The sequence below is a fragment of the Streptomyces sp. NPDC031365 genome (assembly GCF_055569765.1).
In genome coordinates this window covers 32,967-47,117 of sequence record NZ_JBVIIM010000043.1, presented here as the reverse complement: position 1 = coordinate 47,117, position 14,151 = coordinate 32,967, and the positions used below count along the sequence as shown (strand labels likewise).

Annotated in this window: 12 protein-coding genes, 1 rRNA gene and 1 riboswitch; of the genes, 12 read left to right on the top strand and 1 reads right to left on the bottom strand. The window is 69.3% G+C overall.

Going from position 1 to position 14,151, the window contains the following annotated elements; all coding sequences use genetic code 11:
* The 11 genes from rrf to ACZ5C2_RS36205 form a co-directional block, all read left to right on the top strand.
* Nucleotides 1-95: ribosomal RNA gene (rrf, locus tag ACZ5C2_RS36255) — 5S ribosomal RNA — on the top strand; the annotation flags it as partial.
* Nucleotides 96-205: 110 nt separating this feature from the next.
* The gene (locus ACZ5C2_RS36250) at nt 206-814 is read left to right on the top strand and encodes a CDP-alcohol phosphatidyltransferase family protein (RefSeq protein ID WP_468800902.1); all 609 of its coding nucleotides are present in this window, start codon (nt 206-208) and stop codon (nt 812-814) included.
* A 116-nt stretch (nt 815-930) separates the two neighbouring features.
* Nucleotides 931-3,426, top strand: a complete 2,496-nt coding sequence (locus ACZ5C2_RS36245; protein WP_468800901.1) for a sugar phosphate nucleotidyltransferase — start codon at nt 931-933, stop codon at nt 3,424-3,426.
* Between the two features lie 130 nt (nt 3,427-3,556).
* Nucleotides 3,557-4,453, top strand: coding sequence for a DUF881 domain-containing protein (locus tag ACZ5C2_RS36240; protein ID WP_468800899.1), 897 nt, complete (start codon nt 3,557-3,559; stop codon nt 4,451-4,453).
* A complete protein-coding gene (locus tag ACZ5C2_RS36235; protein ID WP_006134295.1) occupies nt 4,450-4,782 on the top strand; it encodes a small basic family protein in 333 nt (110 codons plus the stop codon). The genes ACZ5C2_RS36240 and ACZ5C2_RS36235 overlap by 4 nt, the downstream gene beginning before the upstream one ends.
* Nucleotides 4,783-4,787: 5 nt before the next feature.
* Nucleotides 4,788-5,681: a DUF881 domain-containing protein gene (locus ACZ5C2_RS36230; protein ID WP_468800897.1), complete on the top strand. Its 894-nt coding sequence runs from the start codon at nt 4,788-4,790 to the stop codon at nt 5,679-5,681.
* 61 nt (nt 5,682-5,742) lie between these two features.
* Nucleotides 5,743-6,675 carry an FHA domain-containing protein gene (locus tag ACZ5C2_RS36225; protein ID WP_468800895.1) on the top strand — a complete coding sequence of 311 codons (933 nt, stop codon included), beginning with the start codon at nt 5,743-5,745 and terminating at the stop codon, nt 6,673-6,675.
* Nucleotides 6,676-6,713: 38 nt separating this feature from the next.
* Nucleotides 6,714-7,454, top strand: coding sequence for a transcriptional regulator FtsR (ftsR, locus tag ACZ5C2_RS36220; RefSeq protein WP_468800894.1), 741 nt, complete (start codon nt 6,714-6,716; stop codon nt 7,452-7,454).
* Nucleotides 7,455-7,537: 83 nt separating this feature from the next.
* Nucleotides 7,538-8,011: a bifunctional nuclease family protein gene (locus ACZ5C2_RS36215; protein WP_030833746.1), complete on the top strand. Its 474-nt coding sequence runs from the start codon at nt 7,538-7,540 to the stop codon at nt 8,009-8,011.
* Nucleotides 8,012-8,204: 193 nt separating this feature from the next.
* Nucleotides 8,205-8,888, top strand: a complete 684-nt coding sequence (locus ACZ5C2_RS36210) for a MerR family transcriptional regulator (protein WP_468800893.1) — start codon at nt 8,205-8,207, stop codon at nt 8,886-8,888.
* A 79-nt stretch (nt 8,889-8,967) separates the two neighbouring features.
* On the top strand, nt 8,968-10,353 hold the full coding sequence (locus ACZ5C2_RS36205; RefSeq protein ID WP_468800892.1) for a DNA polymerase IV: 1,386 nt from the start codon (nt 8,968-8,970) through the stop codon (nt 10,351-10,353).
* 18 nt (nt 10,354-10,371) lie between these two features.
* Here ACZ5C2_RS36205 and ACZ5C2_RS36200 read toward each other — a convergent pair whose 3' ends face one another.
* Nucleotides 10,372-10,746 carry a PRC-barrel domain-containing protein gene (locus ACZ5C2_RS36200; RefSeq protein WP_468800890.1) on the bottom strand — a complete coding sequence of 125 codons (375 nt, stop codon included), beginning with the start codon at nt 10,744-10,746 and terminating at the stop codon, nt 10,372-10,374.
* 113 nt (nt 10,747-10,859) lie between these two features.
* Nucleotides 10,860-10,955, top strand: a riboswitch (glycine riboswitch).
* A 174-nt stretch (nt 10,956-11,129) separates the two neighbouring features.
* Between ACZ5C2_RS36200 and gcvP the strand changes: the two genes are divergently transcribed.
* Nucleotides 11,130-14,015 carry an aminomethyl-transferring glycine dehydrogenase gene (gcvP, locus tag ACZ5C2_RS36195; protein WP_468800889.1) on the top strand — a complete coding sequence of 962 codons (2,886 nt, stop codon included), beginning with the start codon at nt 11,130-11,132 and terminating at the stop codon, nt 14,013-14,015.
* Nucleotides 14,016-14,151: the final 136 nt, after the last annotated feature.

The following is a 14,151-nucleotide window of genomic DNA, read 5'->3' as shown; positions in this document are numbered from 1 at the left end:
AAACGCCCGGTTACATTCCGAACCCGGAAGCTAAGCCTTACAGCGCCGATGGTACTGCAGGGGGGACCCTGTGGGAGAGTAGGACGCCGCCGAACTCCTCTTTGAGCTCTGGCTCTTGGGCATACCGCCCGAGGGTCAGAGCTTTTTTGCGTTGAGGTAAGGTCGGGGAGCATCGTCGACACAATTCCCCACAGGAGGATCCCGGGTGGAGGTCCAGGAGACGCGGGTGCAGACAGACCGCGTCCTCACCATCCCGAACATGCTCAGCATGGCACGGCTCGTTGGCGTACCCCTGTTCCTGTGGTTGATCCTCAGGCCGGAGTTCGGGGGCCCGAAGAGCGACGGGTGGGCGCTCCTGGTACTGGCCTTCAGCGGCGTCAGTGACTACCTGGACGGCAAGCTCGCACGGCGGTGGAACCAGATCAGCAGCCTCGGCCGGCTGCTCGACCCGGCCGCTGACCGGCTCTACATCCTCTCGACCCTCGTCGGCCTCACCTGGCGCGAGATCCTGCCGCTCTGGCTGACCGCCGTACTGCTGGCCCGTGAGCTGGTCCTCCTGGTGATGGTGGGCATCCTCAGACGGCACGGCTATCCGCCGCCGCAGGTGAACTTCCTGGGGAAGGCGGCCACGTTTAACCTGATGTACGCCTTCCCACTGCTCCTGCTCAGTGACGGAACCGGCTGGATCTCGTCACTCGCTGCCATTTTCGGCTGGGCGTTCACCGGATGGGGTACAACCCTGTATTGGTGGGCAGGAGTGCTCTACGTGGTCCAAGTCCGCCGCCTGATCCGTGCGGACGCCGTGGCCGATTGAACTCGCTGAATGGGGTCGCGCATCGTGGCGCGATGGCCCGCCGTGCAAAAGTGCGGGACAATCCTGGTGGGTGAAGTCGGTCCGACCGTCGTCTCTTCGAGGAGGACGCTTCCGACATGAAGGCCGTCGTGATGGCCGGAGGTGAAGGCACCCGCCTTCGCCCCATGACCTCAAGCATGCCCAAGCCGCTCCTGCCGGTGGCCAACCGGCCGATCATGGAGCATGTCCTGCGGCTGCTCAAAAGGCATGGGCTCAACGAAACCGTTGTGACCGTTCAGTTCCTTGCGTCGCTCGTCAAGAACTACTTCGGTGACGGCGAAGAGCTCGGCATGGAGCTCACCTATGCCAATGAGGAGAAGCCTCTCGGTACCGCCGGGAGCGTCAAGAACGCCGAGGAGGCGCTGAAGGACGACGCCTTTCTCGTCATCTCCGGCGATGCCCTCACCGACTTCGATCTCACCGAACTGATCAATTTCCACAAGGAAAAGGGCGCCCTGGTCACGGTCTGCCTGACCCGCGTACCCAATCCGCTGGAATTCGGCATCACCATCGTGGACGAGGAAGGCAAGGTCGAGCGCTTCCTCGAGAAGCCGACCTGGGGACAGGTCTTCTCCGACACGGTCAACACCGGTATCTACGTCATGGAGCCCGAGGTCTTCGACTACGTCGAGGCCGATGTGCCCGTCGACTGGTCCGGTGATGTCTTCCCGCAGCTGATGAAGGAAGGCAAGCCGGTCTACGGCTATGTCGCGGAAGGCTACTGGGAAGACGTCGGTACGCACGAGAGCTATGGGAAGGCGCAGGCCGACGTCCTCGAGGGCAAGGTCGACGTCGACATCGACGGCTTCGAGATCTCCCCGGGCGTCTGGGTGGCCGAGGGCGCCGAGGTGCACCCCGACGCCGTCCTGCGCGGGCCGCTCTACATCGGCGACTACGCCAAGGTCGAGGCAGGCGCGGAGATCCGCGAGCACACCGTCGTCGGGTCCAACGTCGTGGTGAAGAGCGGTGCCTTCCTGCACAAGGCCGTCGTGCACGACAACGTCTACGTCGGGCCGCACAGCAACCTGCGGGGCTGCGTCGTCGGTAAGAACACCGACATCATGCGGGCCGCGCGGATCGAGGACGGTGCCGTCATCGGTGACGAGTGCCTGATCGGTGAAGAATCGATCGTCCAGGGCAATGTGCGGGTCTACCCGTTCAAGACCATCGAGGCCGGTGCGTTCGTCAACACGTCGGTCATCTGGGAGTCCAGAGGGCAGGCGCATCTCTTCGGGGCCCGCGGAGTGTCCGGCATCCTGAACGTCGAGATCACGCCGGAACTCGCGGTGCGGCTGGCCGGCGCGTACGCGACGACGCTCAAGAAGGGCTCGACGGTCACCACGGCCCGTGACCACTCCCGAGGCGCCCGTGCGCTGAAGCGGGCGGTCATCTCCGCACTGCAGGCCAGCGCCATCGACGTACGGGATCTGGAGAACGTACCGCTGCCCGTGGCACGGCAGCAGACCGCGCGGGGCAGTGCCGGCGGCATCATGATCCGGACCACGCCCGGAGTGCCGGACTCCGTCGACATCATGTTCTTCGACGGTCAGGGTGCCGACCTCTCGCAGGGCAGCCAGCGGAAGCTGGACCGGGTCTTCGCACGGCAGGAGTACCGGCGTGCCTTCCCGGGAGAGATCGGCGACCTGCACTTCCCGGCGAGCGTCTTCGACTCGTACACGGGGTCGCTGCTGCGCAACGTCGACATCACCGGTATCGCGGAATCAGAGCTCAAGGTCGTCGTGGACGCGTCCAACGGCAGTGCCGGCCTCGTGCTGCCGAGCCTGCTCGGCAAGCTGGGCGTCGACTCGCTGACCATCAATCCGGGGCTCGACGAGTCCAGGCCCACGGAGACGGCCGACATACGGCGCTCGGGGCTGGTCCGGCTCGGGGAGATCGTCGCGTCCTCCGGTGCCGCATTCGGCGTTCGGTTCGACCCCGTCGGCGAGCGGCTGTCCCTGGTCGACGAGAAGGGGCGGATCGTCGAGGACGACCGTGCGCTGCTTGTCATGCTCGACCTCATCGCCTCCGAGCGGCGGAGCGGCCGGGTCGCGCTGCCGGTGACCACCACGCGGATCGCCGAGCAGGTGGCGGCGTATCACGGTACGCAGGTCGAGTGGACGACCACCTCGCCCGACGACCTCACGCGCGTGGGCCGTGAGGAAAGGACGATCTTCGGCGGCGACGGCAAGGGCGGCTTCATCGTCCCGGAGTTCAGCAGTGTCTACGACGGCACCGCGGCCTTCGTACGGCTCATCGGGCTGGTGGCCCGCACCCAGCTCACGCTCAGCCAGATCGACGCACGCATCCCGCGGGCGCATGTGCTGAAGCGGGATCTGGCGACCCCGTGGGCGGTCAAGGGACTGGTGATGCGGCGGGTTGTCGAGGCCGCCGGAGACCGCTCCGTGGACACCACCGACGGTGTGCGCGTGGTGGAGACCGACGGTCGCTGGGTGATGGTGCTGCCCGACCCCGCCGAGGCGGTCACCCATCTGTGGGCCGAGGGCCCCGACGACGCCTCCGCGCAGGCCCTGCTCGACGAGTGGTCGGCGGTCGTCGACAGCGCGGGAAGGTAGGCGGACAACGCCGGACGGCAGACCGGGACGGTACCGCCCGCGTGTTGGACAAGTACCCCAACGGGTTCTGTCCGGCACGCGGGCAGGGCCGTTTCGGAGGTAGTGGCCGTGGCATGCGACGATGTGCGGCATGCCGCAGCAACCCCCCGTTCGGAGCACACCCGCGCAGCCCGCGCGTCCGGACGCCTCCATGTCGTTGATCACCAACGTCATGGACCACAGCCTCGACGACGGATACACCGAGGCCGCCGCGCGGAGGACGTCCGACGAGGGCGGCGGCATGCCGAAGACCCTCAGGGCGAAGCTCGGTCTCGCCGTCGGCCTGGTGCTGGCCGCGCTGATCGTGACCGTCGGTGCCGCGCAGGCCCGGATCGAGGCTCCGGTCGTTGCCAAGGAGCGCGAGGAGCTGATCGACCGGATCGATCAGGAGACCCGGGCCGCGGACAGGCTCGAAGACAGTGTCGACGAGCTGCGCGCGGACGTGAGCGCACGCCAGCGCGAGGCGCTCCGGGACAGCGGCGAAGGCGACACCTCCACGCTGGTGGGCATCCTGGCCGGCGCCACCGCGGTGCACGGACCCGGTGTGCGGCTCGTCGTGGACGACGCCAGGGACGCCGGCGTGGGCGGTGACGGTGACGCCCGGTCGGCCTCCGGGTTCTCCGACACCGGGCGGGTCCGTGACCGCGACATGCAGCGCGTGGTCAACGGCCTGTGGGAATCGGGGGCCGAGGCCGTCTCCATCAACGGACAGCGATTGACCGCCCTGTCGGCGATCAGGGCCGCGGGAGACGCGATACTGGTCGACAACAAGCCGCTGGTGCCGCCGTACACGGTGCTCGCGGTGGGGGACAGCGGGCCGATGAGCGACCGGTTCCAGAACAGCGCGGACGGGCTGTACCTGCATGCCCTGCAGGAGAACTACGGCATCCGGACGGCCATCTCCGTGGAGGACGACGTCCGGCTGCCCGCCGCACCGAGGGTGATCGTACGTACCGCACAGCCGATAACCGAGAAGGGCACATCGTGATCGCCGTACTGGGCCTGATCGTGGGAGTTGTGGCCGGACTGTTGGTCCGGCCCGAGGTTCCGGCGGTTGTCGAGCCCTATCTGCCGATTGCCGTCGTCGCGGCGCTCGACGCCGTGTTCGGAGGGCTGCGGGCCATGCTCGACGGCATCTTCGACGACAAGGTCTTCGTCGTCTCGTTCCTGTCGAACGTCGTCGTCGCCGCGCTGATCGTGTTCCTCGGCGACAAGCTCGGCGTGGGGGCCCAGCTGTCCACCGGTGTCGTGGTCGTCCTCGGTATCCGTATCTTCTCCAACGCCGCGGCGATCCGCCGTCATGTGTTCCGGGCGTGAGGCCGATGAACGAGAACGAGCGCGACGAGTCCACGCGTCCGACGGTGTCCCGGCCCAGGACCGCTCCCGGGGGCCGGCCCGCGGCCGGCCTGCGCAGGGAGCTTCCCGCGGAGGTACCCGCGAGCCCGCCCGAGACCGCGGAGACGGATGATCCGCAGGAGCAGGCCGAGCCCGCGCTGACCGGGCGGCAGAGGCTCGTGAAGGGGGTGTGGCCACCGCGGCTGACCAGGGCCCAACTCATCGTCGCCCTGCTCCTGTTCGGTCTCGGCTTCGGCCTGGCCGTCCAGGTGGCCTCCAACAGCGACGGTGACAGCGCGCTGCGCGGGGCGCGACAGGAAGATCTTGTGCGCATCCTCGATGAACTCGATGACCGCACAGAACGTCTTGAAGACGAGAAGCAGGGTCTCGAGAAGCAGCGCGACGAGCTGGAGAACAGTTCCGACCAGGCCGAAGAGGCCCGGAAGCAGACGATCGAGAAGGAACGGCAACTCGGAGTGCTGGCGGGGACCGTGGCCGCGCAGGGGCCCGGGATCACGGTGACCGTCGAGGACACGAAGGGGACGGTCGAGGCGAACATGCTGCTCGACGCCATCCAGGAGCTGCGCGCGGCCGGTGCCGAGGCGATCCAGGTGAACGGTGTGCGGGTGGTCGCGAACACCTACCTGACGGATTCCGGGGCGGGCGTCGGCGTGGACGGGAACAAGATCGCAGCGCCCTATCGTTTCAAGGTCATCGGCAAGCCGCAGGACCTCGAGCCGGCGCTCAACATCCCCGGAGGCGTGGTGCAGACTCTCGAGAAGGAACAGGCCGCCGTTACCGTGGAGCGGTCCGCCAAGATCGTCGTGGATGCCTTGCGGGCGGCGGAGCGGCCTGACTACGCTCGGTCGTCCTCCCAGTGAACCCGGGGTGCATGGGAGGCGTCAGCCCAGGGCATGAGGTTGCGGGGGGTCGGCGCACCGAATGGGTGGTGCGTGGTGGAAACTGTCTGGCGGAGGCGGACGTTGTGAAGATGTCCGGGTCGGCCAATGTGTTCAGTCAGGGTTCGTCCTGCCCCACGGGCGGGTCTGTTTCGTTCAAGGGGAATCGCCCGTGAAGTTGTTTGCGAAGTTGTTCGGCAAGAGCGCGCGGCGAGAGGACAGCGCCAACGCGACCGCTCGCCATCGCGCACAGCCTGATGCGGAAGGTCAGCGTCCGCTGTTCCGGGACCAGGTCGGTCAGGGCGCGCAGTCCGTTGACCCCGCACAGTCGGGCGGCATAGGTTTCGGGCAACCGTCGACCTCAGGTACGGGTGCAGGGCATTCCGGCCCGTACGCGTCCCAAGCCCCTGGTGGGCAGCCGCGGCAGGAGGATCCGTCCATGTCGGCCCTGGTGTGTACGAGGTGCGGTAACCGCAACGCGGAGAACAGCCGTTTCTGCTCCAACTGCGGCGCACCGCTGAAGCCCGGAGTGGCTCCGGAGCGCCCTTCCGAGACGACGTCCACGATCTCGATCTCCGGTCTCGAGGCCTACGACGCCGAGGCCACCGGCCAGACGGCGATGCCGACGCTCTCACCGGAGGCGCAGGCGGCCGTCGACGCGCTGCCGATGGGGTCCGCGCTCCTGGTCGTGCGCCGCGGCCCGAACTCGGGCAGCCGCTTCCTGCTGGACGGCGACCTGACCACGGCCGGGCGTCACCCGCAGAGCGACATCTTCCTGGACGACGTCACGGTCTCCCGTCGGCACGTGGAGTTCCGCCGGGGTCCGGACGGCTCGTTCACGGTGGCCGACGTCGGCAGCCTGAACGGCACCTACGTCAACCGTGAGCGGATCGACCAGGTCACCCTGTCCAACGGTGACGAGGTGCAGATCGGCAAGTACCGGCTGGTCTTCCACGCGAGCCAGCGGGGCTACTGACGGCCCCGGTTCCGGCCGGGGGACCCCAGGGAAGGTCCATGCTGCAGACACCGAGCGGCGGTGCCGACAACGGCACCGCCGCCACGGACACCGGGCTGATGAGCATCGGCGCGGTGCTGAACGTGCTGCGTGAGGAGTTTCCCGGCGTCACCATCTCCAAGATCCGTTTCCTGGAGTCGGAGGGGCTGATCGAGCCGCAGCGGACTCCCTCGGGGTACCGCAAGTTCAGCGCCGGGGACGTCGAGCGCCTCGGTCATGTGCTGCGGATGCAGCGCGACCACTATCTGCCGCTCAAGGTGATCCGGGAGCACCTGGCGGCCATGGAGCGTGGGGAGGCCGTCCCGCTGCCGGTGCTGAGCTGTCCGGGTGACGGTGAGGCCGTTCACGAGGCCGCCGCAGAGGAGCCCGTGGCGGCCCGTATCGGGCGCTGCCAGTTGCTGGCCGCCGCCGGCGTCGGGGAACCCGAGCTCGCCGAGTGGGAGTCGTACGGCCTGCTCGCCCCGGTGGCGGACGGGGTGTACGACGCCGCGGCGGTGACGCTCGCGGGGCTCATCACCGAGCTGGGGCGGTTCGGGATCGAGCCACGTCACCTCAGGGTGATGAAGGCCGCCGCCGACCGGGAGGCCGGTCTGGTGGACCAGGTCGTCGCTCCGCTGCGGCGCCACCGGAACCCGCAGACCAGGGCCTACGCCGAAGCGCGCACGAAGGAGCTGGCCGGTCTCGCGGTGAAGCTGCACGCGGCGCTGGTGCAGTCGGCGCTCGGGGTGCGGCTGCCCTGAGGTGGACGGTCCGGGGAGGTGGATCGGCCACCCGATCCCTGCCCGACTACCCAAACGTCCCGGGCACGGCCTAGGGTTGCTGTGTGAACGAGCTCGATGTCGTAGGTGTCCGGGTCGAGATGCCCTCCAACCAACCGATCGTGCTGTTGCGTGAAGTGGGCGGCGACCGCTACCTCCCCATCTGGATCGGACCGGGGGAGGCGACGGCCATCGCCTTCGCCCAGCAGGGCATGGCACCGGCACGGCCGCTGACCCACGACCTGTTCAAGGACGTGCTGGAAGCCGTCGGACAGGAGCTCACGGAGGTGCGCATCACCGATCTGCGCGAGGGTGTCTTCTACGCGGAGCTGGTCTTCGCCAGCGGGGTCGAGGTGAGTGCCCGCCCCTCCGACGCCATAGCGCTGGCGCTGCGAACGGGCACGCCGATCTACGGCAGTGACACGGTGCTCGACGACGCCGGGATCGCGATCCCGGACGAGCAGGAGGACGAGGTGGAGAAGTTCCGCGAGTTCCTCGACCAGATTTCGCCGGAGGACTTCGGAAGCAGCAACCAGTGAGGGCAGAGGGCGAGCGCAGCCGCGTCGGCCGCCATGGCCCGCAGGGCAGGCATTCGGCTAGCCTTTCCCCACGGCGAGGCACGGGAAACCACTCTTAGGGTGATTATCACTCGGCGTGCCGAGTGTGGCGATCGTTGACGCACCCTTGGTGACTGCCTACCGTCGGGGAGGCAGGTCAAGGACGGAGGTCGGCGTGAGAAGCAGCGGCGACGGTACGGCTGGGGGTGCCCCCGAACCCGGTTTCGGGGCGAGCGGGCCGTATCCTCCCCAGAGCTCCCGGCTCCGCCCGGGCCGGGGGTATCCCGGGCACGGCGGTGCGATCGATCACGCTTCGCAGCGGTCGGCGGCTGTGCCGAGCGGTGGAGGTGCGGCGGTCATGGCGTCCGAGGAGATCGGCTACCGGGGGCCCACGGCCTGCGCCGCCGCCGGTATCACCTACCGGCAGCTCGACTACTGGGCCCGCACGGGACTGGTCGAGCCGAGCGTGCGACCGGCCCAGGGATCGGGCACACAACGGCTGTACAGCTTCCGTGACGTCGTCGTGCTGAAGATCGTCAAGCGGTTCCTGGACACGGGCGTCTCCCTGCAGAACATCCGCACCGCCGTACAGCACCTGCGTGAGCGTGGCTTCAGCGACCTGGAGCGCATGACGCTGATGAGCGATGGGGCCACGGTGTACGAGTGCACCTCGCCCGACGAGGTGCACGCCCTGCTCCAGGGCGGTCAGGGGGTCTTCGGTATCGCCGTGGGCGTGGTGTGGCGGGATGTCGAGAGCGCGCTGTCCCAGCTGCACGGTGAGCGCATCGACACGGGGGAGACGCTGGTCGGCCACCATCCGATGGACGAGCTGGCGCGGCGGCGGAACAGGGCCGTCTGAGGACTGTCCTGGGCCTTCTGGGGCAGTCCGAGGCCCTCCGGAGAGGGCAATGTCAGTGGCGTGGGGCAGCATCGGAGATGTGAGATCCGCACCCACGATTCTCCACCTCGACATGGATGCCTTCTTCGCCTCGGTGGAGCAGGCGTCCAAGCCGAGTCTGCGCGGGAAAGCCGTGGTCGTGGGTGGGCTGGGACCGCGGGGTGTGGTCGCCACCGCCTCGTACGAGGCGCGGGTCTTCGGCGTCCATTCGGCGATGCCCATGGCGCAGGCCCGGCGTCTCGCGCCGAACGCCGCGTATCTGGTGCCGAGGTTCGCCCTGTACCGGTCGATCAGCGAGCACGTGATGGGACTGCTGCGGTCCCTGTCCCCCCTGGTGGAACCGCTCAGCCTGGACGAGGCGTTCGTGGACCTGGAGGCCGGCGGCACCGCCTGGGACGAGGGGTCGGCCCGCCTGGCCGGGGTGAAGCTCCGCGCGGACATACGGGCGGTCACGGGACTCACCGGGTCGGTGGGGCTGGCCGCCTCCAAGATGCTGGCGAAGATCGCGTCGGAGCAGGCGAAGCCGGACGGGCTGGTGCTGATCGAGCCGGGCACGGAGCGGGTGCTGCTGGGACCGCTGTCCGTACGGACCCTGCCCGGCGTGGGCCCGGCAACCGGTGATCATCTGCGCCGGGCCGGGATCCACACGGTCGATGAGCTTGCCCAAGCGGGGGAGGACGAGCTCGTACGGCTGCTGGGCAGGGCTCACGGGCACGCGCTGTTCGCGATGGCGCTGGCGCGGGACGAGCGGCCTGTGGTGGCCGACCGGGAGACCAAGTCGGTGTCGGTCGAGGACACCTACGACGTGGACATCCACGAGCGGGTGCGCGTCGCCCTGGAGGTCCGGCGGCTCGCCGACCGGTGTGTGCGCAGACTGCGGGGAGCGGGACTGTCGGGGCGGACCATCGTCCTCAAGGTGCGGAGGTACGACTTCTCCACCCTCACCCGGTCGGAGACGCTGCGCGGACCCACGGACGATCCGGCGGTGGTGCGGGAGGCCGCGGCGAGGTTGCTGGACTCGGTCGACACCACGGGCGGTGTGCGGCTGCTCGGGGTGGGGGTCAGCGGACTGGCCGACTACACGCAGGAGGACCTGTTCGCACAGGCGGCGGGCGTGGACGAGGAGGAACCCGTCCCAGAGGACCCCGAAGCCGCGCCCGCGTCCGAGAGCCGGACGCCTCCCGAGCGGCGCTGGCCGGCCGGGCACGACGTACGGCACACGGCGCACGGGCACGGCTGGGTGCAGGGCAGCGGGCTGGGCCGGGTCACCGTGCGCTTCGAGACTCCCGACTCGGAGCCGGGCCGGGTGAAGACCTTCCGCACCGACGACCCGGCCCTGGAACCGGCGGATCCGCTGCCGCTGGTGCCACGAAGACCGGGGGAGGACGAGAGGACGGCGGCCGGCGGGGCGCGGGCGGAGAGCTGAGCGGGGGGAGCCGGAGGGTCAGACCGGCTTGTCCTTGCCCGCGAGTTTGCCGAAGTCGCGGTCCTGGAGCGGGGGAGGCGCGGCGATGTCCAGACCGTAGTGGTGGTAGAGCTGGAGCTCCTGTTCGGGGGAGAGGTGGCGGCCCACGCCGAAGTCGGGTGCGTCCTTGATCAGAGTCCGTTCGAACGGCACGTGGAGGATGCCGTCGATCAGTTCGCTGGGCTCCAGCGGGACGAAGGCGTCCCTGCTGAACAGGCCGGTGCGTATCGCCGCCCACTCCGGTACGCCTGTGGCGTCGTCGAGGTAGACCTCGTCGACCGTGCCGATCCGGGTTCCGTTGCGGTCGAACGCCTTGCGGCCTATCAGATGGCGCGGATCGATGTCGGTCTGCACGGGCCCTCCACTGGTCGCAAACTCATCCCTAAGCACCACGAAACGGCACAATCGGCGGTGCGGCCACTCGAAGCCCCGGTGCGGTCCTCGCTGGTACGCTGGCAATCGGCTGCTGACCCCGTGCGGGAGAGTCCTCCAGGCACCATCGGAGGCGCCGAAGGAGCAAATCCTCCCCGGAATCTCTCAGGCACACGTACCGCACGGACGAGGTCACTCTGGAAAGCAGGGCGGGTGTCGACGGCTTCCGCTCTCACCGACGGTGAAAGCCGGACCGCCCCGGGCGTTCCGGTGAAGCTCTCAGGTTGAGATGACAGAGGGGGAGGCCGTCCGGGCACCTGTGCCGTGGTGCCCCTCGAAGGTCGTCAGACCAGGAGGCCTCCTCAATGACCGCCCCTCGCACTCCGCTCTCCGAGCTCGAACGGGGAATCCCCTTCGAGCAGCGCCACATCGGCCCCGACCACGAGGCCCGGGCCAAGATGCTCGCCCAGGTCGGCTACGGCTCGCTCGACGAGCTGACGGCCGCCGCCGTGCCGGATGTGATCAAGAACGCCGAAGCGCTGGACCTGCCGGGTGCGCGGAGCGAGGCCGAGGTGCTGGCCGAGCTGCGTTCGCTGGCCGACCGCAACCAGGTGCTCGGCTCCATGATCGGGCTCGGGTACTACGGCACCTTCACACCGCCCGTCATCCTGCGCAACGTGATGGAGAACCCCGCGTGGTACACGGCCTACACGCCGTACCAGCCGGAGATCTCCCAGGGCCGGCTCGAGGCACTGCTGAACTTCCAGACCGTGGTGGCCGAGCTCACCGGTCTGCCCACCTCCGGTGCCTCCCTGCTCGACGAGGGCACCGCCGCCGCCGAGGCGATGGCACTGTCGCGGCGCATGGGCAAGAACAAGAAGGGCCTGTTCCTGGTCGACGCGGACGCCCTGCCGCAGACCATCGCCGTGATCGAGACCCGTGCCGAGCCGACCGGCGTCGACGTTGTCGTCGCCGACCTGAGCGACGGCATCCCCGCCGGGCTCGCCGAGCGTGAGATCAACGGCGTACTGATCCAGTACCCGGGCGCCTCCGGCGCGGTGCGCGACATCAAGCCGGTGATCGACCAGGCGCACGCGCTCGGGGCACTCGTCACCGTCGCCGCCGACCTGCTCGCCCTCACCCTGCTGAAGTCGCCCGGCGAACTCGGCGCGGACATCGCGGTCGGCACCACCCAGCGCTTCGGCGTGCCGATGGGCTTCGGCGGGCCGCACGCCGGTTACATGGCCGTGCAGGACAAGATGGCACGCAGCCTGCCCGGGCGGCTCGTCGGCGTCTCCGTCGACGTGGACGGACACAAGGCGTACCGCCTGGCTCTGCAGACCCGTGAGCAGCACATCCGCCGTGAGAAGGCCACCAGCAACATCTGCACGGCCCAGGTTCTGCTCGCCGTCATGGCAGGGATGTACGCCGTGTACCACGGCCCCGAGGGCCTGAGGATCATCGCCCGGCGCACGCACCGGTACGCCACCGTCCTCGCCGAGGGGCTGCGGGCCGGCGGGGCCGAGATCGTGCACGGGTCCTACTTCGACACGCTGACCGTGCGCGTCGCCGGGCGGGCCGCCGGGATCGTCGCCGCCGCCCGTGACAACGGCGTCAACCTGCGTCTTGTCGACGCCGACCACGTCTCGATCGCCTGCGACGAAACCACCACCCGGGCGCAGCTGACCGCCGTGTGGAGCGCTTTCGGCGTCGAGGGCGACGTCGAGGCCCTGGACGCGGCCGTTCGGGACGCACTGCCCGACGCCCTGCTGCGCAACGACGAATACCTGACGCACCCCGTCTTCCAGCAGCACCGCTCCGAGACCGCGATGCTGCGCTATCTGCGCCGCCTCGCCGACCGCGACTACGCGCTGGACCGCGGCATGATCCCGCTGGGCTCCTGCACCATGAAGCTCAACGCGACCACCGAGATGGAGCCGGTCACCTGGCCCGAGTTCGGGCAGCTGCACCCCTTCGTGCCCGCCGAGCAGGCGCAGGGCTACCTGACGCTCATCCACGAGCTGGAGGAGCGTCTGGCCGAGGTCACCGGCTACGACAAGGTGTCCCTCCAGCCCAACGCCGGCTCGCAGGGCGAGCTGGCCGGTCTGCTCGCCGTACGCGGCTACCACCGGGCCAACGGTGACGATCAGCGCACCATCTGCCTGATCCCGTCCTCCGCGCACGGCACCAACGCCGCCAGCGCCGTGATGGCCGGCATGAAGGTCGTCGTCGTCGGCACGTCCGACGACGGCGAGGTCGACGTCGACGACCTGCGGGCGAAGATGGCGCAGTACCGCGACCAGCTGGCGGTGCTGATGATCACGTACCCCTCGACGCACGGTGTGTTCGAGGAGCACGTCGCCGACATCTGCGCCGAGGTGCACGAGGCCGGCGGACAGGTGTACGTGGACGGAGCCAACCTCAACGCCCTGGTGGGTCTGGCCAAGCCCGGCCACTTCGGCGGCGACGTCTCGCACCTCAACCTGCACAAGACCTTCTGCATCCCGCACGGCGGCGGCGGCCCCGGCGTCGGTCCGGTCGGCGTGCGGGCGCACCTCGCGCCGTACCTGCCGAACCACCCGCTCCAGCCGGAGGCCGGCCCGGAGACCGGCGTCGGACCCGTCTCGGCGGCCCCGTGGGGGTCGGCGGGCATCCTGCCCATCTCCTGGGCGTACGTCCGGCTCATGGGCGGCGAGGGCCTCAAGCGGGCCACGCAGGTGGCCGTGCTCAGCGCCAACTACATCGCCAAGCGCCTCGAACCGCACTACCCGGTGCTCTACACCGGCCCCGGCGGGCTGGTCGCACACGAGTGCATCATCGACCTGCGCCCGCTGACCAAGGCGACCGGTGTCAGCGTGGACGACGTGGCCAAGCGGCTGATCGACTACGGCTTCCACGCGCCGACGATGTCCTTCCCCGTGGCCGGCACGCTGATGATCGAGCCCACCGAGTCCGAGGACCTGACCGAACTCGACCGGTTCTGCGAGACGATGATCGCGATCCGTGCGGAGATCGAGAAGGTCGGGTCCGGCGAGTGGCCCGCGGACGACAACCCGCTCCGCAACGCCCCGCACACCGCCGCCGCGCTCGGCGGGGAGTGGGAGCACGCGTACGACCGCGAGGAGGCCGTCTTCCCCGCCGGGGTGAGCGCCGCCGACAAGTACTGGCCGCCGGTGCGCCGCATCGACCAGGCCTACGGCGACCGGAACCTGGTCTGTTCCTGCCCGCCGCTGGACGCGTACGAGGACTGACCCGTGATGAAGGGCCCCGGGGGGGGGGGGGGGGGGGGGGGGGGGGGGGGGGTGGGAGGGGGGGGGGGGGGGGCCACGGAAGTGCTTCTTGGCGAGGTCGGGGCGGGTGGGCGTGACGGCCTGCTGGAGCAGTCCG

Coding starts and splice junctions, on each gene's coding strand:
- ACZ5C2_RS36230 (WP_468800897.1), top strand. CDS start 4,788: ATGAACGAGAACGAGCGCGACGAGTCCACGCGTCCGACGGTGTCCCGG.
- gcvP (WP_468800889.1), top strand. CDS start 11,130: ATGACCGCCCCTCGCACTCCGCTCTCCGAGCTCGAACGGGGAATCCCC.
- ftsR (WP_468800894.1), top strand. CDS start 6,714: ATGCTGCAGACACCGAGCGGCGGTGCCGACAACGGCACCGCCGCCACG.
- ACZ5C2_RS36245 (WP_468800901.1), top strand. CDS start 931: ATGAAGGCCGTCGTGATGGCCGGAGGTGAAGGCACCCGCCTTCGCCCC.
- ACZ5C2_RS36225 (WP_468800895.1), top strand. CDS start 5,743: ATGGGTGGTGCGTGGTGGAAACTGTCTGGCGGAGGCGGACGTTGTGAA.
- ACZ5C2_RS36240 (WP_468800899.1), top strand. CDS start 3,557: ATGCCGCAGCAACCCCCCGTTCGGAGCACACCCGCGCAGCCCGCGCGT.